A 23514-nucleotide genomic window follows, 5' to 3' on the forward strand; every position below is an offset into this window, starting at 1 on the left:
ACGACGCCATTGTCCTGGCACGCATTCCGCCGGTGGCCTGCGTGCTGATGCCTGTGCTGGTGCAAGGCATATGCCATCGCCTGCTGATTTTGTCGCGCGCCTCGCTTGCGACCCCGATGCGCGGGTATAATCGCCGCCTCATTTCGCCGCCAATCGAGTCAAATCCGCCCATGTACACCCTGGCCCGTCAGCTGTTGTTCAAACTTTCCCCGGAAACCTCCCACGATCTGTCCCTGGACCTGATCGGCGCGGGCGGGCGTCTGGGGCTCAACGGTTTGCTGTGCAAGGCCCCGGCAAGATTGCCGGTGAACGTCATGGGCCTGGAGTTCCCGAACCCGGTGGGCCTGGCCGCCGGCCTGGACAAGAACGGCGCCGCCATCGACGGTTTTGCACAATTGGGTTTTGGTTTCGTCGAAATCGGCACCATCACCCCGCGTCCGCAACCGGGCAATCCGAAACCGCGGTTGTTCCGTCTGCCGGAGGCCGAGGCGATCATCAACCGCATGGGCTTCAACAACCTGGGCGTCGATCACCTGCTGGCCCGCGTGGCGGCCGCCAAATACAAGGGCGTGCTGGGCATCAATATCGGCAAGAACTTCGACACCCCGGTCGAGCGTGCGGTCGACGACTACCTGATCTGCCTGGACAAGGTCTATGCCCATGCCAGCTACGTGACGGTCAACGTCAGCTCGCCCAATACCCCGGGCCTGCGCAGCCTGCAGTTCGGTGACTCGCTCAAGCAGCTGCTGGCGGACCTCGCCACCCGTCGGGCCGAACTGGCGCTGCGCCATGGCAAACACGTGCCGCTGGCGATCAAGATCGCCCCGGACATGACCGACGAAGAAACCGCGCAGGTTGCGCAAGCGTTGATCGAAACCGGGATGGACGCGGTCATCGCGACTAACACCACCTTGAGCCGCGTGGGCGTCGAAGGCATGGAGCACGGTGACGAGGCGGGCGGTCTGTCCGGCGCACCGGTGCGTGACAAGAGCACGAACACCGTGAAGGTGCTGGCTTCGGAGCTGGGTGGCCGCTTGCCGATCATTGCAGCGGGCGGCATCACCGAAGGCAAACATGCAGCGGAGAAAATCACCGCGGGCGCGAGCCTGGTGCAGATCTACTCAGGCTTCATCTACAAGGGCCCTCCATTGATTCGCGAGTCCGTGGACGCCATCGCCGCCCTGCGCTGATCCCTGTAGGAGCCCGGCTTGCCGGCGATGGCGATCTCGAGGACGCCTTCGCCGGCAAGCCGGGCTCCTACAGAGAATCGGGATTGACCACAGAGCAGACATAAAAAAGGGCCCCTTCTAAGGAGCCCCTGGGCCGTAGCCCGCCGTCCGGATGGGACGTGCGTGGTTAATTCGCTACAAATCAGATTGTGTGTCGGAGTGTGTGCCCTGTGTTAGCCGACGGCGTGAAGTTCGTTGAGTCTGTGGATTCCCGCAGTGCCGGTCATACCGTCCCAGTTGTCGCCGCGTCCTTCTCGCCAGCCGTTAATCCAGGCTTGGCGTACCGACGGTAGAGTAAATGGGCAAAGCTCACGGGATTTACCACCAACGCCATATTGATATCCGCGCAAAAATGCTCTTTCCAACGGATCACGCTTAAGTCTTCTCATAGGGTGTTGCCCTCACTTGTTGACTGTATGTATCGCGTTGACCTCAATCGAGGTCTGGCAGAAAAAACCTGCCGTTGGGGCTCGTTGCCGGCGTGACGAGCCAAGGTGTTGACGTCATTGCGGCGCCAACCTGTGTTGAGTTCTAACCAATGCGTCACATCGAGGGAATGATCGTTTTGTCATAAGGACGTAACCGTTAATGTGCTATGGCACTAAGTAACATGATGTTTGTGGCGTCTTTATTGATCAAACCCCGGTATGATCGGCCCTGCGTTGGATGATCAGGTTAATCCTTTGCTGAGAATGCCTCCTGTTGCCGGGACGGACTATTCGACGAAGGGTCGACTTATGTCATTTTGTTGCATCAACCTTTTTATCTGTCCTTGCATCTAAGCTCATTTAACCCGGGCAGCAAGGGTGGAATGGCACACCTTCGTGCCACGCGGGCGCTCTTCGAGAAAAGCGCCTGATTGAAAACCGGGCCGGCAATGCGTTGCCGGTCCACTCAGCAAAGGCTCCGAATCCCCATGTCCGATCGTTTCGAACTCTTCCTCACTTGCCCTAAAGGCCTTGAAGGCCTGCTCATCGAGGAAGCCGTCGGGCTTGGCCTTGAGGAAGCGCGTGAGCACACTTCTGCCGTGCGTGGCATGGCCACCATGGAAACCGCTTATCGCCTGTGCCTGTGGTCGCGCCTGGCCAACCGGGTGCTGCTGGTCCTCAAGCGTTTCCCGATGAAAGACGCCGAAGACCTCTACCACGGCGTGCTGGACATCGAGTGGCAGGACCACATGCTCAATGACGGCACCCTGGCCGTCGAATTCAGCGGTCACGGCTCAGGCATCGACAACACCCACTTCGGCGCCTTGAAGGTCAAGGACGCCATCGTCGACAAACTGCGCACCCCGCAGGGCGACCGTCCATCCATCGACAAGCTCAACCCGGACCTGCGTATCCATCTGCGCCTGGATCGCGGTGAAGCGATCCTCTCGCTCGACCTTTCCGGCCACAGCCTGCACCAGCGCGGCTATCGCCTGCAGCAAGGTGCGGCGCCGCTGAAGGAAAACCTCGCGGCGGCGATCCTGATCCGTTCCGGCTGGCCACGCATCGCCGCTGAAGGCGGCGCCCTGGCTGACCCGATGTGCGGTGTCGGCACCTTCCTGGTCGAAGCGGCGATGATCGCTGCCGACATCGCGCCGAACCTGCGCCGCGAGCAATGGGGTTTCACCGCCTGGCTCGGCCACGTGCCGGCACTGTGGAAAAAGCTCCATGAAGAAGCCAGTGAACGTGCGGCGGCCGGCCTGGCCAAGCCACCGTTGTGGATTCGCGGTTACGAAGCCGACCCGCGCCTGATTCAACCGGGTCGCAACAACGTCGAGCGTGCCGGCCTGAGCGAGTGGATCAAGATCTACCAGGGCGAAGTCGCGACCTTCGAGCCGCGTCCGGACCAGAACCAGAAAGGCCTGGTGATCTGCAACCCTCCATACGGCGAGCGTCTGGGCGACGAGGCGAGCCTGCTCTACCTCTACCAGAACCTGGGCGAACGCCTGCGTCAGGCGTGCCTGAACTGGGAAGCGGCGGTGTTCACCGGCGCCCCGGACCTGGGCAAGCGCATGGGTATCCGCAGCCACAAGCAGTATTCGTTCTGGAACGGCGCCTTGCCGTGCAAGCTGTTGCTGATCAAGGTATTGCCGGATCAATTCGTCACCGGCGAACGTCGTACCCCGGAACAGCGTCAGGCCGAGCGTGAGCAGGCGGCCTACGACCAGGCGCCGAGCGAGCCGCAAGAGCGCCAGTACAACAAGAACGGCAACCCGATCAAACCGACGCCGGCACCGGCGCCGGTGATCGAGCAGCCGCGCCTGAGCGAAGGCGGGCAGATGTTTGCCAACCGCCTGCAGAAAAACCTCAAGGCGCTGGGCAAGTGGGTCAAGCGTGAAGGCATCGACTGCTATCGCGTCTACGATGCCGACATGCCGGAATACTCCATGGCCATCGACCTGTACCACGACTGGGTCCACGTCCAGGAATACGCCGCACCGAAATCCATCGATCCGGAGAAGGCCTCGGCGCGCATGTTCGACGCCCTGGCGGCGATCCCGCAGGCCCTGAACGTCGACAAGAGCCGCGTGGTGGTCAAGCGCCGCGAGCGTCAGAGCGGTACCAGGCAGTACGAGCGCCAGGCCGCCCAGGGCAAGTTCGTCGAGGTCAACGAAGGCGGGGTGAAGCTGCTGGTCAACCTCACCGATTACCTCGATACCGGGTTGTTCCTCGACCACCGGCCGATGCGCATGCGCATCCAGAAAGAGGCCGCCGGCAAGCGCTTCCTCAACCTGTATTGCTACACCGCCACGGCCAGTGTCCATGCGGCCAAGGGCGGCGCGCGCAGTACCACCAGCGTCGACTTGTCGAAAACCTACCTGGACTGGGCGCGTCGCAACCTGTCGCTGAACGGTTTCTCCGACAAGAATCGCCTGGAGCAGAGTGACGTGATGGTCTGGCTGGAAGCCTGCCGTGAAGAGTACGACCTGATCTTCATCGACCCGCCGACTTTCTCCAACTCCAAGCGCATGGAAGGGATCTTCGACGTGCAGCGTGACCAGGTGCAACTGATCGACCTGGCCATGGCGCGCCTGGCACCGGGTGGAGTGCTGTACTTCTCCAACAACTTCCGCAAGTTCGAGCTCGAGCCTAACCTCAGCGAGCGCTACGCGATCGAAGAGATCACCGCCCAGACCATCGACGCGGATTTTTCCCGTAACACCAAGATCCACCGTGCCTGGAAAATCACTGCCCGTTGATGGGGTGAATGGCACTGTAGGCGCCGGCTTGTCGGCGAAGGCGATTTCAGGATCGCCTTCGCCGACAAGCCGGGCCCCACGGTACTGGTCAAATTAGTGGCTAATAGCTATAACTCAACTCATGGCCAATGGGCTTTCCCGCACCTGGCGTTTTGAGTTGCGTCTATGTCGTTGCACGCCGTGCGCCCCAAGATCCTGGGTTTTATCAGCGAAGATGTCTCGGCCGGGCTGGTCGCGCTCATGGTCTTGCTCATCGGCGGGACTCTCACGGCATTGCTCGCCTGGTCGACGCTGAACCTGTTTCACCATCAATTGCGCCAGCGCTTCCAGTTGCTGGCCAGCGAACGCTACAGCCGTATCGAAGAACGCTTCCAGGATCAGGAACAGCGCCTCGATGGCCTGCGCCGGTTCTTTGCCAACTCCGATGCGGTCTCCCGCGCGGAATTCGACGGCTACACCCAACCCCTGTTGCACCGGACCCAGGCGTACTCGTTTGCCGAACGGATCACTCGCGACCAGCGACCAGCCTTCGAGCGCCGGGCGCGCGAGGAGGGCCTGGGCGAGTTCACGCTGCGCGAACTGAATGCCGACGGCCAGTTGCAAGTGGCCGGCGAGCGGGATGAGTACGTAGCGGTGTTGTATAGCCAGACACAGAGCAAACTCGGTGCGCCACTGGGCTATGACTTGCTGGCGCAGCCCTTGCGTCGCGCCGCGCTGGAACGGGCCGAGCAGCGCCGGGGCATGGCCGTGTCGCAACCGCTGCACCTGGTCAATATCGAGCCGGCTTATGCGCGAGGCGTACTCTTGGTTGCCCCGGTCATGCTGCGCAGTAGCGCCGCCGACGCAACGGGCAAGCCGTTCGGTTATGTCATGGCGGTGATCAGCATGCGCCAGTTGCTGGCGGACGGTCTACCGGAGGTGGACCGTGATTATCTCTCGGTGCGCATTCTCGACCTGTCCACCGATGAGCAGCATGAGGTGTTGTTTCAATCGCCCAATGCGCCCGCGCTCAGTGACCTGTCCGCGACTCGCCTGTTACGTCTGGCCGACCATGATTATCAGGTCGACATCCAGCCCAGCGAGGCTTTCCTGCGGGCGAATCACTCTTCGGTGACCACGCTGATGGTGCTCGGTGGCTTGCTCAGCGTGTTGCTCAGCGCATTGCTCTATGTGCTGGTCAGTCAGCGGCAACGGGCGCTGAAGATGGTCGAGCAAAGAACTGAGGAACTGCGCGCCCGCGAACAGGAGCTGCGCGGCACCCATGGCCAGTTGCGCGGGGTGCTGGATGCCGCGACCCAGGTCGCGATCATCGCCACGGACCTGCGCGGGGTGATCAGCACCTTCAACGCCGGCGCCGAGCACATGCTCGGTTATACCGTCGCCGAAGTGGTCGGGCGCATGACCCTGGAAAACCTGCACTTGCCCCGGGAGCTCGCGGTACGTTCGGCAGAATTGAGTGCCTGTTACGGCAAGCCGGTACCGGCCTGTCATGCGATGCTGGTCGAGGGGCGCGTCGAGGGCGGCCATGAGGCGCGGGAGTGGACGCTGGTGCGTGGCGATGGCAGCCATCTGATCGTCAACATGCTGGCCACGCCGGTGTTCGATGAGCAGGGCCTGTGGGTCGGGCACCTGGCAATCTGCATCGACATCACCGAACGCAAGCGCGTGCATGAGGCCCTGGCCGCACGGGACCTGTTGTTGAAGAAACTCAGCGCCCATGTGCCTGGCGGGATCTACCAGTTCAAGATGGAGTTCGACGGGCGCTTCAGCGTGATCTACGCCAGCGACGGCATTCGCGAGATCTATGAGCTGGAGCCGGACGTGCTGCTGCTCAACGCCGAAGCGATTTTCACGCGGATTCATCCCCAGGACACCACGCGCGTGCGTGCCTCGATCCGGGACTCGGCCGAAACCCTCAGCCACTGGCGCGAGGAATACCGCGTGCAACTGCCCCAGCGCGGCCTGCGTTGGGTCCGCGGCGAGGCGACCCCGGAAGAACTGCCCGGCGGCGGCGTACTCTGGCATGGCTACATCTCGGACATTACCGACACCAAGCGGGTGGAAGAAGAACTGCGGGCGCTGTCGGTCACCGACGCCCTGACCGGCATCCACAACCGCCGCTATTTCCAGGAGCGCCTGACCACCGAGATGGCCCGGGTGGAGCGCGGGGGGGGCGATCTGTCGGTGATCATGCTCGACATTGACCACTTCAAGCGCATCAATGACCAGTACGGCCATGCCGTGGGCGATCGGGTGTTGCAGGCGGTGTGCGAACGGGTTGGCCATCGGCTACGGCGCACCGATGTGTTCTGCCGCCTGGGCGGTGAGGAGTTCATGGTCCTGTGCCCGGACATCGGCGGCGAGCAGGCCCATCTGCTGGCGCTGGAGTTGTGGCAATGCCTGCGCAGCGCGCCGATCGATGAAGTCGGCGTGGTCACCGCCAGTTTCGGCATTGCCAGCTGGCGTGAGGGCGAGGGCGCGGATGGGTTGTTGTTGCGGGCGGATTCGGGGGTGTATGTGGCGAAGCAGGAGGGCAGGGATCGGGTGCAGGGCGAGATGAACTGACCCGGGTGAACGCAGCCCCTGTAGGAGCCAGCTTGCTGGCGAAGGCGCAGGCAGATTCAGCATGGAGGTGCCTGGTCGTACGTCTTCGCTGGCAAGCCAGCTCCTACAGGGGGGTGGTGTTTTTATAGAACCGAAGCGGTCTGCGCCAGTTTCGGCTGGCGATACAGGTCCAGCAGCACCTGGTCGAGCACCGACGACGCACCAAACGGTGCCTTGTCGTTGAGGATCGCCACCACCGCCCAGGTGTTGCCGTTGACGTCGCGGCTGAAGCCGGCGATTGCCCGCACGGTGTTCAGGGTGCCGGTCTTGACGTGGGCTTCACCGCGCATGGCGGTGGTCTTCAGGCGTTTGCGCATGGTGCCGTCGGTGCCGGCAATCGGCATCGAACTGATGTACTCGGCGGCGTAAGGGCTGCGCCAGGCGGCTTGCAGCATCGACGCCATTTCCCGGGCACTGACGCGTTCGGCACGGGACAGGCCGGAGCCGTTCTCCATCACCAGGTGCGGCGCGGTAATGCCTTTCTTCGCCAGCCACTGACGCACCACGCGCTGGGCGGCCTTGGCGTCGTCGGCGTCGGCATCGGTGCGGAACCTCTGGCCCAGGCTCAGGAACAGCTGCTGGGCCATGGTGTTGTTACTGTATTTGTTGATGTCGCGGATGATTTCCGCCAGATCCGGCGAGAATGCCCGCGCCAGTACCTTGGCGCCCTTCGGTGTCGGCGCCAGCACATCCTTGCCCTGGATGCTGCCGCCCAGTTCTTTCCAGATCGCGCGAACGGCGCCGGCGGTGTAGGTGGCGTGGTCCAGCAACGACAGGTAGGTCTGCGAGCTGCAGCCATCGCCCAACTGGCCGCCGACCGTCACGGTCACGCTGCCATCGGGCTGGGGCACCGGGTTGTAGCGCACACCACCGGTGCATTGCTTGGAATTGAGCGCCTTGACCTGGTTTTCGATGCGGATGCTGGCGATCGGCGGCTCCACCGAGACCAGCACTCTGCCCGAGTCATTGCGCGCAACGAAACGCAGGGCCTTGAGGTTGACCAGCAACGCATCGGGCTTGACCAGGAACGGCTTGTTGTCGTCGTTGCCGTCGTCGTTGAACTCGGGCAGTTGCGGTTGCACGAAGAAGTTCTTGTCCAGCACCAGGTCGCCGGAGACCTGGGTCACGCCGTTGGCGCGCAGGTCGCGCATCAGCAGCCAGAGTTTTTCCATGTTCAGCTTCGGATCGCCGCCACCCTTGAGGTAGAGGTTGCCGTTGAGGATGCCGCCGCTGAGGGTGCCATCGGTATAGAACTCGGTTTTCCACTGGTGATTGGGGCCGAGCATTTCCAGGGCCGCGTACGTAGTGACCAGCTTCATGGTCGACGCCGGGTTGACCGAGACGTCGGCGTTGAAGATGGTCGGGGTGCCGGGGCCGTTGAGTGGAATCATCACCAGCGACAGGGCGTTGTCCTGCAATTTGCTGGCCTTGAGGGCTTTTTCGACGTTGGGCGACAGGCTGGTATTGATCGGTTCAGCGGAAACGGGGAGGGCCAGGGGGAAAAGCAGGCCGGCCAGGAGCAATGGACGCAACGATTTGATCATGTACATAAAACCCTACAGCCGAGGGGGAAATAAAGACGAGGGCATGAAGATAAATTCCCTCAGTGGTCATGAAAGTGTCGGCATTATGCCCCAAGGTGCCACGGCTTGTGCCGTGCGCGGGGCCACCAATGGGCTATTTTTTACCGACGGTAGGCGTTGCGCCCCAGAGAGTCGGGCAATTGGCGGCTTAAACTGCTAAAGTGCGGCCCGTTATTACTTAAGAGGATTGTTCCAATGGCGACTAACCGCTCCCAGCGTCTGCGCAAAAAACTGTGCGTTGATGAATTTCAAGAGCTGGGTTTCGAACTGAACCTGGATTTCAAGGAAGATCTGTCCGAAGAAGCCATTGATGCCTTCCTCGAGGCGTTCCTCAAAGATGCCATGGAAGCCAACGGTCTGGGCTATGTCGGCGGTGATGACTATGGTCTGGTTTGCCTGATCAAGCGTGGCTCGGTCAGCGCTGAACAACGCGCTGCCGTTGAAGCCTGGCTCAAAGGCCGCACCGAGCTGACCAGCGTTGAAGTCAGCCCGCTGCTGGACGTCTGGTACCCGGAAAAGCCGATCAATCCGGTAGCCTGATGTTATAAAAAAACGGCGACCATTGAGTCGCCGTTTTTTTTTGGGAAGATCAAAAGATCGCAGCCTTCGGCAGCTCCTACATTGGAACGCGATCCCCTGTAGGAGCTGTCGAGTGAAACGAGGCTGCGATCTTCAGCCTTTACGCCAATTCAGAATCACCAGCGTCACCACCCCCGCCACAATCCCCCAGAACGCCGAACCGATGGAAAACAGCGTCAGCCCCGATGCCGTGACCATGAAGGTGATCAGCGCCGCTTCACGCTCCTTCGCTTCGCTCATGGCGATGCTCAGGCCGTTGATGATCGAACCGAACAACGCCAGTGCGGCAATCGACAGCACCAGTTCCTTGGGCAGCGCGGCAAACAAGGCTGCCAGCGTCGCGCCGAACACGCCGGCGATGCCATAGAAAATCCCGCACCAGACCGCCGCCGTATAACGCTTGTTGCGATCCTCATGGGCATGGGGCCCGGTGCAGATCGCCGCGCTGATGGCGGCCAGGTTAATCCCGTGGGAACCGAAGGGCGCCAGCAGCAGCGAGGCGATGCCGGTGGTGGTGATCAGCGGCGAAGCTGGCACGTTGTAGCCGTCGGCGCGCAGCACGGCGATGCCTGGCATGTTTTGCGAAGTCATCGCGACCACGAACAACGGGATGCCGATACTGATGGTCGCGGCGAGGGAGAAGTGCGGTGTTGTCCAGACCGGCGTGGCTACTTCCAGGTGGAACGCGCTGAAGTCCAGCAGCCCCATGAGGCCGGACAAGGCCGTGCCGATCAGCAATGCGCCCAACACGGCATAACGCGGCGACAGGCGCTTGACCACCAGGTAGGTGAAGAACATGCCCAGCACCAGCGCAGTGCGATGCTGCGCTGCGACGAAAATCTCGCTGCCGATCTTGAACAGGATCCCCGCCAGCAATGCCGCCGCCAGGGACGCGGGAATCTTTTTCACCAGGCGTTCGAAACTGCCGGTCAGCCCGCAGATCGTCACCAGCACCGCGCAGGTAATATAGGCACCGATGGCTTCGCCGTAGGTCACGCCCCCCAGGCTGGTGATCAACAAGGCCGCGCCCGGGGTGGACCAGGCAATGGTGATGGGGGTGCGGTAGCGCAAGGACAGGCCGATCGAGCACACCGCCATGCCAATGGAAATCGCCCAGATCCACGACGAAATCTGCCCGCTGGTCAGCCCGGCCGCTTGCCCGGCCTGGAACATCAGCACCAGGGAACTGGTGTAGCCGGTCATCATGGCGATGAACCCGGCGACGATGGCCGATGGAGAGGTATCGGCCAAGGGGCGCAGTTGGGTATGCGTGGCGTCGTTCATGACGGCGGTGTTCCTTTATACGTATGAAGATGTCCGCTGCAACACTGAACCCCTGTGGGAGCGGGCTTGCTCGCGAATGCGGTCCGTCAGCTACATTAATGTCTGCTGACACGCCCTCTTCGCGAGCAAGCCCGATCCCACAGGGATTGCGAACAAAGGCGGATTCTGCGAACAAGCCTAAACTCAAACGTAATGTATTGTTGCCATACAGCGGATGTGACAAACAGCCGTACAGTCGTGTTGGCACTAACCATTGTGTACAATCGCAGTGATTTTCACGCGATACTTGCCAGCGACCCACTGTGCCGTATTACAGTCACCGTCAATTCGCCGCAGTTCTTCCGACTCGAGTGCCCATGAACGAACAGTTGCAACCCCTAAAGAAACAGCCGCGAGCAGGCAAAGCCGGCCGCAGCGGAACCCAGGACGATATTGTCTACGCGCATATCTTCGAGGCCATCCTCGAACAGCGCCTGGCGCCCGGCACCAAGTTGAGCGAAGAAGCGCTGGGGGAAATTTTCGGGGTCAGCCGCACTATCATTCGCCGCGCGCTGTCGCGCCTGGCCCATGAAAGCGTGGTGTTGCTGCGGCCAAATCGCGGCGCCGTGGTTGCCAGCCCGAGCGTCGAAGAGGCGCGCCAGGTGTTCATGGCCCGGCGTCTGGTGGAGCGGGCGATCACCGAGCTTGCGGTCGAGCACGCCACCGCCGAACAGATTGCCGAGTTGCGGCAGATGGTCAACGACGAGCGCGACAGCTTTTCCCGTGGCGACCGGGGCGCCGGCATCCGCTTGTCGGGCGAATTCCACCTGAAACTGGCCGAAGCGGCGAAAAACGCCCCGCTGATCAGCTTCCAGCGCAGCCTGGTGTCCCAGACTTCGCTGATCATTGCCCAGTACGAAAGCGGCAACCGTTCCCACTGCTCCTACGACGAGCACACCCAGTTGATCGACGCCATTGAAAAGCGCGACGCGGAACTGGCGGTGAACCTGATGATGCATCACATGGATCACATCGACAGCAAACTCAATCTCGATGAGGAAAGTGCGTCGGATGATTTGCATGCGGTGTTCTCGCATTTGTTGCAGACCAAGAAGCCGGGGCGGTCGCCGGCGAAAATCTGAGAGACCGCGTCGCGCCTATCGCCAGCAGGCTGGCTCCCACAGGATTTTGTGTCGAATGCAAAATTTGTGATCACTGAAGATCAACTGTGGGAGCCAGCCTGCTGGCGATGGCGGCAGGACAGGCAATAAAAATCCCCCGGGCTGAAAAGCGACGGGGGATTTTTTATGCCCGGAAAACCTTACCGCTGATGCACCAGATTCCCCGCCGCATAAGTCTGCAACACAGTCCGGTCATCCCCCAGGGTCATCAGCACAAACAACGTCTCGGCAATGTTATTGGCCTGCTGCAGGCGATAACCCAGCAGCGGCGTGGCGTTGTAGTCCAGCACCAGGAAGTCTGCATCGCTGCCCGGCTGCAGGTTGCCGATCCTGTCTTCCAGGCGAAGTGCACGGGCGCCGCCAAGGGTCGCCAGGTACAGCGACTTGAACGGGCTCAGGCGCGCGCCTTGCAGTTGCATCACCTTGTAGGCTTCGTTGAGGGTTTGCAGCAGCGAGAAACTGGTGCCGCCACCCACGTCAGTGCCCAGGCCGACGTTCAGCTTGTGCTTCTCCGCCATCGGCAGGTTGAACAGACCGCTGCCGAGGAAGAAGTTCGAGGTCGGGCAGAACGAGATGGCCGAACCGGTTTCCGCCAGTCGCGCGCATTCGTCATCGCACAGGTGCACGCCGTGGGCGAACACCGAGCGCTCGCCGAGCAATTGGTAGTGGTCGTAGACGTCCAGGTAACCCTTGCGCTCCGGGAACAACTCCTTGACCCACTCGATTTCCTTGAGGTTCTCGCTGATGTGGGTCTGCATGTACAGATCAGGGTATTCGGTCAGCAACTGGCCGGCCAGGGTCAGCTGTTCCGGGGTGCTGGTCGGGGCAAAGCGCGGGGTGACCGCATAGTGCAGGCGACCCTTGCCGTGCCAGCGCTCGATCAGCGCCTTGCTTTCCAGGTAGCTGGATTCGGCGGTGTCGGTCAGGTAGTCCGGGGCGTTGCGGTCCATCATCACCTTGCCGGCGATCATGCGCAGGTCCAACTGCTCGGCGGCTTCGAAGAACGAGTTCACCGATTGCGGATGCACGCTACCGAACACCAGCGCGGTGGTGGTGCCGTTGCGCAGCAGTTCCTTGATGAAGATGTCCGCGACCTGGTCGGCGTGGGCCTTGTCGGCGAACTGGCTTTCGCAGGGGAAGGTGTAGGTGTTGAGCCAGTCCAGCAGTTGCTCGCCATAGGCGCCGACCATGCCGGTTTGCGGCAGGTGGATGTGGGTGTCGATGAACCCGGGGGTGATCAGCGCATCCTGGTAATGGGTGATCTCGATATCGGCCGGCAGGGTTGGCAACAATTCACTGGCGTGGCCGAGGGCGCTGATCTTGCCGTTGTCGATCACCAGCAAGCCGTCCTCGAAATACTCGTACGAGGCTTCGATCCCGACTTCGGCAGGGTCGGCGATGCTGTGCAGAATGGCGGCGCGGTAGGCTTTGCGAGTCAGGGGCATGATTATTCTCTATTTATGAAGCTCATCAATTGGAGGCTTTCAATTTTGTCGCCTGACTGCGGCGTGAAACGGGCAGCAGTTTGGCAATCGGTTCGGCGCTGGACGTTTGCTGGCCGAAATTGGCGTTGTAGGTGGCGATGATCTCGCCGGCGATGGAGATGGCGATTTCCACAGGCAGTTTGCCTTTGACTTCGCCGATGCCCATCGGGCAGCGCATGCGTTGCACGACGCCGCTGTCGAAACCGCGGTCGCGCAGGCGGTGTTCGAATTTCACCCGTTTGGTCTTCGAGCCGATCAGGCCGAAGTAGGCAAAGTCGTTGCGCTTGAGGATGGCGGCGGTGAGTTCGAGGTCGAGTTGGTGGTTGTGGGTCATGACGATGCAGTAGCTGCCGGCGGGCAGGTCGTCGATTTCGTCCACCGGTTCCTCGCTGACGATCTTGCGCACGCCGTGGGGGATCTGTTGCGGGAATTCGTCTTCGCGCGAATCGATCCAGCGCACCCGGCAGGGCAGGCTGGCCAGCAGCGGCACCAGTGCACGGCCGACGTGGCCGGCACCGAATACGGCGATCTGCGCCTGGACCTGGCCCATCGGTTCGAACAGCAGCACGGTAGCGCCACCGCAGCACTGGCCCAGACTGGCGCCGAGGCTGAAGCGCTCCAGATGGGTGTCCTGCTTGCCGCTGGCGAGCATCTCGCGGGCGATCTGCATGGCCTTGTATTCCAGGTGCCCGCCACCGATGGTGTCGAAGGTCTGGCGGGCGCTGACGACCATCTTCGAACCGGCATTGCGCGGCGTCGAGCCGAGCTCTTCGATGATGGTCACCAACACGCAGGGTTCACCCTGGTTTTGCAGGTCGGCGAGGGCGTCGATCCAGTTGTACATGTTTCACCTCAACATCTCTGTTGTCTGTCCCGGCCTCATCGCCAGCAGGCTGGCTCCCACATTGGAATGCATTCCCCTGTGGGAGCCAGCCTGCTGGCGATTGGCCGCGCCTCGGTATCAGAGCGGAGCCAACTCAACCTCGGTTTCGGCCGCCTTCGCCACCTTCAACTGCCGCATCTGCTCACACCCCCACAACACCCGCTCCGGCGTCGCCGGCGCGTCGATTTTCGGCTGATGCTTGTAATCACCCAGACTGGCCACCGCATCCTTGATCGCACACCACGCGGCGATGCCGAGCATGAACGGCGGCTCGCCCACGGCCTTGGAATGGAACACCGTGTCTTCCGGGTTCTTGCGGTTTTCCACCAGCTTCACCCGCAGGTCCAGCGGCATGTCCGCCACGGCCGGGATCTTGTAGCTGGCCGGGCCGTTGGTCATCAGCTTGCCCTTGTTGTTCCACACCAGCTCTTCCATGGTCAGCCAACCCATGCCCTGGATGAAACCGCCCTCGACCTGGCCGATGTCGATAGCCGGGTTCAGCGAGGCGCCGACGTCGTGGAGGATGTCGGTGCGCAGCATCTTGTACTCGCCGGTCAGGGTGTCGATGATCACCTCGCAGCAGGCGGCGCCAAAGGCGAAGTAATAGAACGGACGGCCGCGGGCCTGGCTGCGGTCGTAGTAGATTTTCGGGGTCTTGTAGAACCCGGTACTCGACAGCGACACCTGGGCGAAATACGCCTGCTGGATCAGCGCTTCGAAGGTCAGGATGTGATCGCGAACCCGCACGTGGCCGTTGTGGAACTCCACGTCTTCTTCGCTGACCTTGTACTGGCGAGCGGCGAATTCCACCAGGCGTTGCTTGATGGTCTCTGCGGCATTCTGCGCAGCCTTGCCGTTGAGGTCGGCGCCACTGGACGCAGCGGTCGGCGAGGTGTTCGGCACCTTGTCAGTGTTGGTCGCAGTGATCTGCACGCGGTCCATTTCCACCTGGAACACCTCGGCCACAACCTGCGCGACCTTGGTGTTCAGGCCCTGGCCCATTTCGGTGCCGCCGTGGTTCAGGTGGATGCTGCCGTCGGTGTAGACGTGCACCAGCGCGCCGGCCTGGTTGAGGAAGCTGGCGGTGAAGGAGATGCCGAATTTCACCGGGGTCAGCGCCAGGCCTTTTTTCAGGATCGGGCTGTTGGCGTTGTAGCGACGGATCGCTTCGCGGCGCTCGGCGTACTGGCTGCTGGCTTCCAGTTCGGCGGTCATTTCCTCGAGCATGTTGTGCTCGACGGTCTGGTAGTAGTGGGTGACGTTACGCTCGGTCTTGCCGTAATAGTTGGCCTTGCGCACCGCCAGCGGGTCGAGGGCCAGGTGCCGGGCGATGGCGTCCATCACCTCTTCGATGGCGACCATGCCTTGCGGGCCGCCGAAGCCACGGTAAGCGGTGTTCGAGGCGGTGTTGGTCTTGCAGCGGTGACCATTGATGGTCGCGTCGCCCAGGTAGTACGAGTTGTCGGAGTGGAACATCGCGCGGTCGACGATCGATGCCGACAGGTCCGGCGAGCAGCCGCAGTTGCCGGCCAGTTCCAGGGCAATCCCGTGCAGGCGCCCGGTGCTGTCGAAGCCGACGTCGTATTCGACATAGAACGGGTGACGCTTGCCGGTCATCAGCATGTCTTCGACCCGCGGCAGGCGCATCTTGGTCGGCTGGCCGGTGAGGTGCGCGATCACCGCGCACAGGCACGCCGGGCTCGCCGCTTGCGTCTCCTTGCCGCCAAAGCCGCCGCCCATGCGGCGCATGTCGACGACGATCTTGTTCATCGACACGTCCAGCACTTCGGCCACCAGCTTCTGCACTTCGGTGGGGTTCTGCGTGGAGCAGTAGACGATCATGCCGCCGTCTTCGGTGGGCATCACCGAGGAAATCTGGGTTTCCAGGTAGAAGTGTTCCTGGCCACCAATGTGCAGGGTGCCCTGGATGCGGTGCTCGGCGGTGGCCAGCGCCGTGGCCGAATCGCCGCGCTGATGGGTGTGGCTGTCGAGCACGAAGTGGCGCTTGCGCAAGGCTTCGACCACGTCCAGCACCGGCTCGAGGTCTTCATATTCGATGATCGCGGCCATCGCCGCCTTGCGTGCGGTTTCCAGGTCTTTCGCGGCGACGGCGAGCACCGGCTGGCCGACGAACTGCACGTCGTCGATGGCCAGCAGCGGGTCACCCGGCAGCAGTGGGCCGATGTCTTTCAGGCCCGGCACGTCTTCGTGGGTGATGGCGATGCGCACGCCTTCGAAGGCGTAGCACGGCTGGGTGTCGATGCTGATGATCCGGGCGTGGGCGCGGTCGGACAAGCGTGCATAAACGTGCAGCTGGTTCGGAAATTCCAGGCGATCGTCGATGTACTGCGCTTCACCGGACACATGCTTGGCCGCGCTGTCGTGCTTGACGCTGCGGCCGACACCGGTGGTCAGGTCCTTGGCGAACAGTTCAGCCAGTTCGGCCTGGGTCTTCTCTACGGCGTGATGGTTAGACATAAGCGGTCACCCGAGTCTCGATGTGCGGCGTTTGCAGTTCGATGAAGTATTTGCGCAGCAGGTTCTGCGCACTGAGCAGGCGATATTCCTTGCTGGCGCGGAAGTCCGACAGCGGCGTGAAATCTTCCGCCAGGGCAGCGCAGGCACGTTCAACGGTGGCGCTGTTAAAGGGCGCACCGATCAACGCGGTTTCGCAACTGTTGGCGCGCTTTGGAATGGCCGCCATGCCACCGAACGCCACGCGGGCATCGGCGATCACACCGTTTTCCAGGCGCAGGTTGAACGCCGCGCACACCGCGGAAATGTCATCGTCCAGGCGCTTGGACACCTTGTAGGCGCGGAACAGCTGTTCGACGCTGGCGCGCGGCACGATGATCTTCTCGATGAACTCGCTTTCCTGGCGTGCGGTGACGCGGTAATCGATGAAGTAATCTTCCAGCGCCAGGGTGCGGCGGGTATCGCCTTTGCACAGGACGATCTGCGCACCCAGGGCAATCAGCAGCGGTGGCGAGTCGCCGATGGGCGAGGCGTTGCCGATGTTGCCGCCCAGGGTGCCCTGGTTGCGGATCTGCAAGGAGGCGAAGCGCTGCAGCAGTTCGCCGAAGTCCGGGTACTCGGCCTTCAACGCTTCGTAGCAGTCGGAGAGGGCGGTGGCGGCACCGATTTCCAGGCGGTCGTCGAAGCGGTCGATGCGCTTCATCTCGGCGACGTTGCCGACGTAGATCATCACCGGCAGGGTACGGTGGAACTGGGTCACTTCCAGCGCCAGGTCGGTGCCGCCGGCCAGCAATCGGGCTTGTGGATAAGCGTCGTACAGGTCGGCCAGGTCGGCCACGGTCAGCGGCACCAGGCAGCGCTTGTCACCGCTGTTGAGTTCGCCGATGTCGGTCGGCGCGATGGCCTTGAGTCGGGCGATGGTCTGGGCTTCATTGGCATCGAACTGATCCGGTTGCTTGGCGCAGCAGGACTGCTCGGCCGCTTCCAGGATCGGCCGATAACCGGTGCAGCGGCAGAGGTTGCCGGCCAGGGCTTCGTGGGCCTTGTGCTGATCCGGTGCATCGCTGTTCTTTTGCAGTGCAAACAACGACATCACGAAACCCGGGGTGCAGAACCCGCATTGCGAGCCGTGGCACTCGACCATGGCCTTCTGCACGCTGTGCAGCTCACCCTTGTGCTTGAGGTCTTCAACGCTGATCAGTTGCTTGCCGTGCAGGGACGACACGAAGGTCAGGCACGAGTTGAGGCTGCGATAACGAATGCGATCGCGGCCGTCGTCATCGGTCTGCAGCTCGCCGACCACCACGGTGCACGCGCCACAGTCACCGCTGGCGCAGCCTTCTTTGGTGCCGGGTTTGCCCACATGGTCGCGCAGATAATTGAGCACGGTCAGGTTCGGGTCCAGGGCGTGCTCGCTACGGAGTTCCTGGTTGAGTAAAAACTGGATCACGGAAGGCCTCGCAGACTCATTATTGTTGTTAACCGCCATGAACCGAATTTAGCAGGTCTGACTTTCCGGTCAATGATTTTCTGACTTAAAGGTCAGGAAAATGCATTTTGTCGATTAACGCCTGTTTTCTTCAGTATTGACCCTCGATCAATACCTTGCTTTTTGCTTGAATCGTGCCAAAACCACCGGGCAGGCCCTGCGCCATGACGTATCAATTGCGCTACACTGCGCCGCTTGTGCAAATCGAAGAGTTTGAAGGACAACCATGACGTTCAAGGCGCCGGACAGCCTCGCCGAGCAAATCGCGCATCACCTCGCCGAACGCATCATTCGCGGCGAGATGAAGCCCGGGGAGCGCATCCAGGAACAGAAGGTCACCCAGGCACTCGACGTCAGCCGCGGCTCGGTTCGCGAGGCCTTGCTGATTCTCGAGCGCAGGCACCTGATCGCCATCCTGCCGCGCCGGGGCGCCCACGTCACCGAGCTCACCGCGCACAAGGTCAAGAGCCTGTGCACGCTGATGAGCGAGATGTACATCCTGCTCGCCAACGCCGTGGCCAACGGCTGGAAAGTCCAGGCCGACCTGGCGCCATTCCTGCAAATCCAGCAGCGCCTGACGGCCAGCTTCGAGCGCCAGGACATCCATAGCTTCGTCGACGACAGTTTCAATGTGATGCGCGCTACCTATCCGTTCGCCAACAACCCGTACCTGCAGGAAACCGTCGAAAACCTGCAGCCGGCCATGAGCCGTGCGTATTTTCTCGCCCTGGACCAGCGCAAGGCCTCGATGAGCGAATACCTGGCCTTGTTCGAGCGCCTGCTCGCCGCCGTGATCGCCCGTGACTTTGCACAGATCCGCGAAGTGCTGACCGCTTACGGCCAGCGCAGCTGCGATCTGGTGATCTCTGCCCTGACGGACGCATAAGCGTGCGGCTAAAGTGCATCAAGCTGGCGGGGTTCAAATCCTTCGTCGACCCGACCACGGTGAACTTCCCCAGCAACATGGCGGCGGTGGTCGGGCCCAATGGTTGCGGCAAGTCGAACATCATCGACGCCGTGCGCTGGGTGATGGGCGAAAGTTCGGCGAAGAACCTGCGCGGTGAGTCGATGACCGACGTCATCTTCAACGGTTCGACCAGCCGTAAACCGGTGAGCCAGGCGAGCATCGAGCTGGTGTTCGATAACACCGATGGCACCTTGCTCGGTGAATACGCCGCCTATGCGGAAATTTCCATTCGCCGCAAAGTCACCCGCGATAGCCAGACCACCTACTATCTCAACGGCACCAAATGCCGGCGCCGTGACATCACCGATATCTTCCTCGGCACCGGCCTCGGCCCGCGCAGCTACTCGATCATCGAGCAGGGGATGATCTCCAAGCTGATCGAGTCCAAGCCTGAAGACCTGCGCAACTTTATCGAAGAAGCGGCGGGGATCTCCAAGTACAAGGAGCGTCGGCGCGAAACCGAAAACCGCATCCGCCGCACCCACGAAAACCTCGAGCGCCTGACCGACTTGCGCGAAGAGCTCGAACGTCAGCTCGAACGCCTGCACCGCCAGGCTGAAGCGGCCAAGAAGTATCAGGAACTCAAAGGCGAAGAGCGTCAGCTCAAGGCGCAACTGTCGGCCCTGCGCTGGCAGGACCTGAACGAACAGGTCGGCCAGCGCGAAGCAATCATCGGCACCCAGGAAATCAGTTTCGAAGCCCTGGTGGCCGAACAGCGCAACGCCGATGCCAGTATCGAACGCCTGCGCGATGGCCATCACGACCTCTCCGAGCGCTTCAATCTGGTGCAAGGGCGCTTCTATTCGGTCGGCGGCGACATCGCCCGGGTCGAACAGAGCATTCAGCACGGTCAGCAGCGCTTGCGCCAGTTGCAGGACGATTTAAAGGAAGCCGAGCGCGCGCGCCTGGAGACCGAGTCGCACCTTGGTCACGACCGCACGCTGCTGCTGACTCTCGGCGAAGAGCTGGACATGCTCACGCCGGAGCAGGAAGTCACCAGCGCCGCCGCCGAAGAGGCCGCCGCCGCGCTGGAAGAATCCGAAACCACCATGCATGGCTGGCAGGAGCAGTGGGACACCTTCAACCTGAGCGCTGCCGAGCCGCGGCGCCAGTCGGAAGTCCAGCAGTCGCGCATCCAGCAACTGGAAACCAGCCTGGAGCGCCTGGCCGATCGGCAGAAACGCCTCGGCGAAGAGCGCGCTTTGCTCTCGGCGGATCCGGAAGATGCCGCGATCATGCAGCTCAGCGAGCAGCTCGCTGAATCCGAGGCGACCCTCGAGGATTTGCAGACCAGTGAAGAAGCTCAGGTCGAAAAGCTCGAGCAATTGCGCCAGCAATTGCAGCACGCGCTGACGGCACAGCAACAGGCCCAGGGCGATCTGCAGCGCCTCAATGGTCGCCTGGCCTCGCTCGAAGCCCTGCAACAAGCCGCGCTCGATCCGGGCACCGGCACCGCCGAGTGGCTGCGTGAGCAGCATCTGGCGGATCGCCCGCGCCTCGCCGAAGGGCTGAAGGTTGAAGCGGGTTGGGAGCTGGCGGTGGAAACCGTGCTCGGTGCCGACCTGCAAGCGGTGCTGGTGGACGACTTCAACGACTTCGACCTGTCCAGCTTTGCCCAGGGCGATCTGCGCCTGCTCAGCCCGGCCAGCGATGGCCAGCGGGTGCCTGGCAGTTTGCTGGACAAGGTCGAGGCGCAGATTGATCTGTCGCCATGGCTGGGGCAGGTCAAACCGGTCGAGAGCCTGGAGCAAGCCTTGGCCATGCGCGGTCAGTTGGCCGCCGGCCAGAGCCTGATCAGCCGCGACGGCTATTGGGTCGGCCGGCACTTTCTGCGGGTGCGCCGTGCCAGTGAAGCGGAAAGCGGCATGCTCGCCCGTGGCCAGGAAATCCAGAAACTGGGCCTGGAGCGCGAAGAGCGCGAAGCGGCTGTCGAGTCCCTGGAAACCGAATTGCAAAACCTGCGGGCGCAACAGCGTCAGCAGGAAAACGGTCGCGAACACTTGCGTCGTTTGCTGCAGGACGAAGCCCGTCAGCAAGGCGAGTTGAAGGCCCAGCTGTCGGCCGGCAAAGCCAAGGCCGAGCAGTTGGCCCTGCGCCGCACCCGTCTTGACGAAGAAATCGAGGAACTGGGCGAGCAGCGCGCCCTGGAGCACGAAAGCATCGGTGAAGCGCGCCTGCAATTGCAGGAAGCCCTCGACGCCATGGCCCTGGACACCGAGCAGCGCGAGTTGCTGCTGGCCCAGCGCGACAGCTTGCGCGAACGCCTTGACCGGGTGCGCCAGGAGGCCCGCCAGCACAAGGATCACGCCCACCAACTGGCGGTGCGCCTGGGCTCGCTCAAGGCCCAGCACGATTCCACGCGCCAGGCCCTGGAGCGCCTGGAAATGCAGGCCGAACGCCTGACGGAAAAGCGCGAACAGTTGTCTCTGAATCTGGAGGAGGGCGAGGCGCCGCTGGAAGAGTTGCGCCTGAAACTCGAAGAACTGCTCGACAAGCGCATGACCGTCGACGAAGAGCTCAAGACCGCGCAGATCGCCTTGGAGGATGCCGACCGCGAACTGCGTGAGGCCGAGAAGCGCCGCAACCAGGCCGAACAACAGTCCCAGCTGATTCGCAGCCAGCTGGAAACCCAGCGCATGGAATGGCAGGCCCTGACCGTGCGGCGCAAGGCATTGCAGGACCAGTTGCTCGAAGACGGTTACGACCTGCACGGCGTGCTGGCCACACTGACCGCCGAGGCCAGCGAGAAAGCCGCCGAGGAAGAGCTTGAGCGCATCGCCGCGCGGATCCAGCGCCTGGGCGCAATCAACCTCGCGGCCATCGATGAGTACCAGCAACAATCGGAGCGTAAACGTTATCTGGACGCCCAGAACGACGATCTGGTCGAAGCCCTCGACACGCTCGAAAACGTAATTCGCAAGATCGACAAGGAAACCCGAAACCGTTTCAAAGATACCTTTGATCAGATCAATGGCGGTTTACAGGCACTTTTCCCAAAAGTTTTCGGTGGAGGCCGCGCGTATTTGGAACTGACGGGCGAAGATCTACTCGATACAGGGGTGACGATCATGGCGCAGCCGCCCGGAAAGAAGAACAGCACCATCCATTTGCTCTCCGGTGGCGAAAAAGCCCTGACCGCATTGGCCCTGGTTTTTGCGATCTTCAAGTTGAACCCGGCGCCGTTCTGCATGCTCGATGAAGTGGACGCGCCATTGGATGACGCTAACGTTGGACGTTATGCGCGACTGGTCAAGGAGATGTCGCAGACGGTGCAGTTCATCTACATCACCCACAACAAGATCGCCATGGAAATGGCCGAGCAATTGATGGGGGTGACGATGCACGAACCGGGTTGCTCGCGTCTGGTGGCGGTGGATGTCGAGGAGGCCATGGCGATGGTGGATGCCTGAGGCGTGGCTTTCAGGGGGGATTTTTTTACAGTGGGACTCAATTTGCCATGCCGACTTGCTGGCCAATCGACATATTCGCGGGACCAACGTGCCAGACGGTGTAAAGTTGCCTTTGGTCGTGCTAGTTTAATGTCAATTTTTCGTATACGTGGGTAAAACGCCTGTCAGAACATAGAGTTGGCGCCACGTTTTAAAGCGGTTTACAGAATGTAAGCCCCTTATTTTTCAGCATTTTTTATAGAGGCACGGGATTACATGGAAATCGGTCTGCGCGAGTGGCTGATCGTCATCGGCATTATTGTCATTGCCGGTATTCTTTTTGATGGCTGGCGCCGTATGCGCGGCGGCAAGGGAAAACTGAAATTCCGTCTCGACCGGAGCCTGTCCAACCTGCCCGAAGAGGACGCCAGCCCCGAGGTGTTGGGCCCGTCCCGCGTGCTGGATACGCACAAGGAACCGCAACTGGACGAGCACGACCTGCCGTCGGTGAGCATGCCGGCCCGGGACTCCCGCGATTCGGGCTCCAAGCGCGGCAAGCGTGGCCATGGCGAGCCTTCCCAGGGCGACATGAACCTCAGCCTGGACCTTGACGGCGGCCCGAGCTTCAGCAGCCGTGACGACGATTTCCCGGATGACACCAAGCCTGCGCCAGCGGTCAGCGACAAGGAACAGCCGCAAGCCGAGGAAGTGCTGGTCATCAGCGTGATCTGCCGCGATCCTGCCGGCTTCAAAGGCCCGGCCCTGCTGCAGAACATTCTCGAAAGCGGCCTGCGTTTTGGCGAAATGGACATCTTCCACCGCCACGAAAGCATGGCCGGCAATGGCGAAGTGCTGTTCTCCATGGCCAACGCGGTCAAGCCGGGCGTGTTCGACCTGGACGACATCGACCACTTCAGCACCCCGGCGGTGAGCTTCTTCCTCGGCCTGCCAGGCCCGCGTCATCCGAAGCAGGCCTTCGACGTGATGGTGGCGGCGGCGCGTAAATTGTCGCAAGAGCTGAACGGCGAACTGAAGGACGACCAGCGCAGCGTACTGACCGCCCAGACGATCGAGCACTACCGTCAGCGCATCGTTGAATTTGAACGTCGCGCATTGACCCAGAAGCGCTGATATTTGCACCGTGTGGATATCCACCTCCACACCCTGTAGGAGCCGGCTTGCTGGCGATGGCGTATTTGAA

The 23514-nt window shown here is 61.8% G+C and carries 15 protein-coding genes; 8 read left to right on the forward strand and 7 right to left on the reverse strand.

Features of this window, described 5'->3' with window-relative positions; all coding sequences use genetic code 11:
• The first annotated feature begins 170 nt into the window (after positions 1-170).
• Positions 171-1190 (forward strand): quinone-dependent dihydroorotate dehydrogenase, encoded by a 1020-nt coding sequence (locus NPS56_RS01785; RefSeq protein WP_274073184.1) that lies wholly within the window; start codon positions 171-173, stop codon positions 1188-1190.
• A 212-nt stretch (positions 1191-1402) separates the two neighbouring features.
• On the opposite strand, the gene rmf is transcribed toward NPS56_RS01785, so the two are convergent.
• Positions 1403-1618 carry a ribosome modulation factor gene (rmf, locus tag NPS56_RS01790; protein ID WP_003223300.1) on the reverse strand — a complete coding sequence of 72 codons (216 nt, stop codon included), beginning with the start codon at positions 1616-1618 and terminating at the stop codon, positions 1403-1405.
• A 527-nt stretch (positions 1619-2145) separates the two neighbouring features.
• Between rmf and rlmKL the strand changes: the two genes are divergently transcribed.
• Positions 2146-4416 carry a bifunctional 23S rRNA (guanine(2069)-N(7))-methyltransferase RlmK/23S rRNA (guanine(2445)-N(2))-methyltransferase RlmL gene (gene rlmKL / locus NPS56_RS01795; protein WP_274073185.1) on the forward strand — a complete coding sequence of 757 codons (2271 nt, stop codon included), beginning with the start codon at positions 2146-2148 and terminating at the stop codon, positions 4414-4416.
• Positions 4417-4581: 165 nt separating this feature from the next.
• On the forward strand, positions 4582-6981 hold the full coding sequence (locus tag NPS56_RS01800) for a sensor domain-containing diguanylate cyclase (RefSeq protein ID WP_274073186.1): 2400 nt from the start codon (positions 4582-4584) through the stop codon (positions 6979-6981).
• Positions 6982-7103: 122 nt separating this feature from the next.
• Here the strand turns inward: NPS56_RS01800 and dacB are convergent, their stop codons facing one another.
• Positions 7104-8564, reverse strand: a complete 1461-nt coding sequence (dacB, locus tag NPS56_RS01805; RefSeq protein ID WP_274073187.1) for a D-alanyl-D-alanine carboxypeptidase/D-alanyl-D-alanine endopeptidase — start codon at positions 8562-8564, stop codon at positions 7104-7106.
• 234 nt (positions 8565-8798) lie between these two features.
• Between dacB and NPS56_RS01810 the strand changes: the two genes are divergently transcribed.
• On the forward strand, positions 8799-9143 hold the full coding sequence (locus NPS56_RS01810) for a YggL family protein (RefSeq protein ID WP_274073188.1): 345 nt from the start codon (positions 8799-8801) through the stop codon (positions 9141-9143).
• Between the two features lie 132 nt (positions 9144-9275).
• Here NPS56_RS01810 and NPS56_RS01815 read toward each other — a convergent pair whose 3' ends face one another.
• On the reverse strand, positions 9276-10466 hold the full coding sequence (locus NPS56_RS01815) for a benzoate/H(+) symporter BenE family transporter (protein WP_274073189.1): 1191 nt from the start codon (positions 10464-10466) through the stop codon (positions 9276-9278).
• Between the two features lie 356 nt (positions 10467-10822).
• Between NPS56_RS01815 and NPS56_RS01820 the strand changes: the two genes are divergently transcribed.
• On the forward strand, positions 10823-11587 hold the full coding sequence (locus NPS56_RS01820; RefSeq protein ID WP_046816196.1) for a GntR family transcriptional regulator: 765 nt from the start codon (positions 10823-10825) through the stop codon (positions 11585-11587).
• Between the two features lie 179 nt (positions 11588-11766).
• Here the strand turns inward: NPS56_RS01820 and guaD are convergent, their stop codons facing one another.
• The 4 genes from guaD to xdhA form a co-directional block, all read right to left on the reverse strand.
• Entirely contained in the window at positions 11767-13071 is a 1305-nt protein-coding gene (guaD, locus tag NPS56_RS01825) for a guanine deaminase (RefSeq protein WP_274073190.1), read from the reverse strand.
• A 25-nt stretch (positions 13072-13096) separates the two neighbouring features.
• Entirely contained in the window at positions 13097-13954 is an 858-nt protein-coding gene (gene xdhC, locus NPS56_RS01830; protein ID WP_274073191.1) for a xanthine dehydrogenase accessory protein XdhC, read from the reverse strand.
• A gap of 117 nt (positions 13955-14071) precedes the next feature.
• Positions 14072-16471 carry a xanthine dehydrogenase molybdopterin binding subunit gene (gene xdhB, locus NPS56_RS01835; protein ID WP_274073192.1) on the reverse strand — a complete coding sequence of 800 codons (2400 nt, stop codon included), beginning with the start codon at positions 16469-16471 and terminating at the stop codon, positions 14072-14074.
• Positions 16464-17918 carry a xanthine dehydrogenase small subunit gene (gene xdhA, locus NPS56_RS01840; RefSeq protein ID WP_274073193.1) on the reverse strand — a complete coding sequence of 485 codons (1455 nt, stop codon included), beginning with the start codon at positions 17916-17918 and terminating at the stop codon, positions 16464-16466. The genes xdhB and xdhA overlap by 8 nt, the downstream gene beginning before the upstream one ends.
• A 265-nt stretch (positions 17919-18183) precedes the next feature.
• Here xdhA and NPS56_RS01845 point away from each other — a divergent pair, with 265 nt between their 5' ends.
• The 3 genes from NPS56_RS01845 (at position 18184) to zipA (ending at position 23444) form a co-directional block, all read left to right on the forward strand.
• Positions 18184-18843 (forward strand): GntR family transcriptional regulator, encoded by a 660-nt coding sequence (locus tag NPS56_RS01845; RefSeq protein ID WP_274073194.1) that lies wholly within the window; start codon positions 18184-18186, stop codon positions 18841-18843.
• 2 nt (positions 18844-18845) lie between these two features.
• A complete protein-coding gene (gene smc / locus NPS56_RS01850; RefSeq protein ID WP_274073195.1) occupies positions 18846-22334 on the forward strand; it encodes a chromosome segregation protein SMC in 3489 nt (1162 codons plus the stop codon).
• Between the two features lie 255 nt (positions 22335-22589).
• Positions 22590-23444: a cell division protein ZipA gene (gene zipA / locus NPS56_RS01855; protein ID WP_274073196.1), complete on the forward strand. Its 855-nt coding sequence runs from the start codon at positions 22590-22592 to the stop codon at positions 23442-23444.
• The last annotated feature ends 70 nt before the right edge of the window (positions 23445-23514 follow it).

This window comes from Pseudomonas putida (assembly GCF_028682635.1).
GTDB classification, from domain to species: domain Bacteria; phylum Pseudomonadota; class Gammaproteobacteria; order Pseudomonadales; family Pseudomonadaceae; genus Aquipseudomonas; species Aquipseudomonas putida_AE.

What these genes read in the sequence shown, in the direction of transcription:
- NPS56_RS01810 (WP_274073188.1), top strand. Translation starts at nt 8,799, where the DNA reads ATGGCGACTAACCGCTCCCAGCGTCTGCGCAAAAAACTGTGCGTTGAT.
- rmf (WP_003223300.1), bottom strand. Translation starts at nt 1,618, where the DNA reads ATGAGAAGACTTAAGCGTGATCCGTTGGAAAGAGCATTTTTGCGCGGA.
- NPS56_RS01800 (WP_274073186.1), top strand. Translation starts at nt 4,582, where the DNA reads ATGTCGTTGCACGCCGTGCGCCCCAAGATCCTGGGTTTTATCAGCGAA.
- xdhB (WP_274073192.1), bottom strand. Translation starts at nt 16,471, where the DNA reads ATGTCTAACCATCACGCCGTAGAGAAGACCCAGGCCGAACTGGCTGAA.
- NPS56_RS01815 (WP_274073189.1), bottom strand. Translation starts at nt 10,466, where the DNA reads ATGAACGACGCCACGCATACCCAACTGCGCCCCTTGGCCGATACCTCT.
- NPS56_RS01820 (WP_046816196.1), top strand. Translation starts at nt 10,823, where the DNA reads ATGAACGAACAGTTGCAACCCCTAAAGAAACAGCCGCGAGCAGGCAAA.
- NPS56_RS01845 (WP_274073194.1), top strand. Translation starts at nt 18,184, where the DNA reads ATGACGTTCAAGGCGCCGGACAGCCTCGCCGAGCAAATCGCGCATCAC.
- guaD (WP_274073190.1), bottom strand. Translation starts at nt 13,071, where the DNA reads ATGCCCCTGACTCGCAAAGCCTACCGCGCCGCCATTCTGCACAGCATC.
- zipA (WP_274073196.1), top strand. Translation starts at nt 22,590, where the DNA reads ATGGAAATCGGTCTGCGCGAGTGGCTGATCGTCATCGGCATTATTGTC.
- dacB (WP_274073187.1), bottom strand. Translation starts at nt 8,564, where the DNA reads ATGATCAAATCGTTGCGTCCATTGCTCCTGGCCGGCCTGCTTTTCCCC.
- NPS56_RS01785 (WP_274073184.1), top strand. Translation starts at nt 171, where the DNA reads ATGTACACCCTGGCCCGTCAGCTGTTGTTCAAACTTTCCCCGGAAACC.
- xdhC (WP_274073191.1), bottom strand. Translation starts at nt 13,954, where the DNA reads ATGTACAACTGGATCGACGCCCTCGCCGACCTGCAAAACCAGGGTGAA.
- rlmKL (WP_274073185.1), top strand. Translation starts at nt 2,146, where the DNA reads ATGTCCGATCGTTTCGAACTCTTCCTCACTTGCCCTAAAGGCCTTGAA.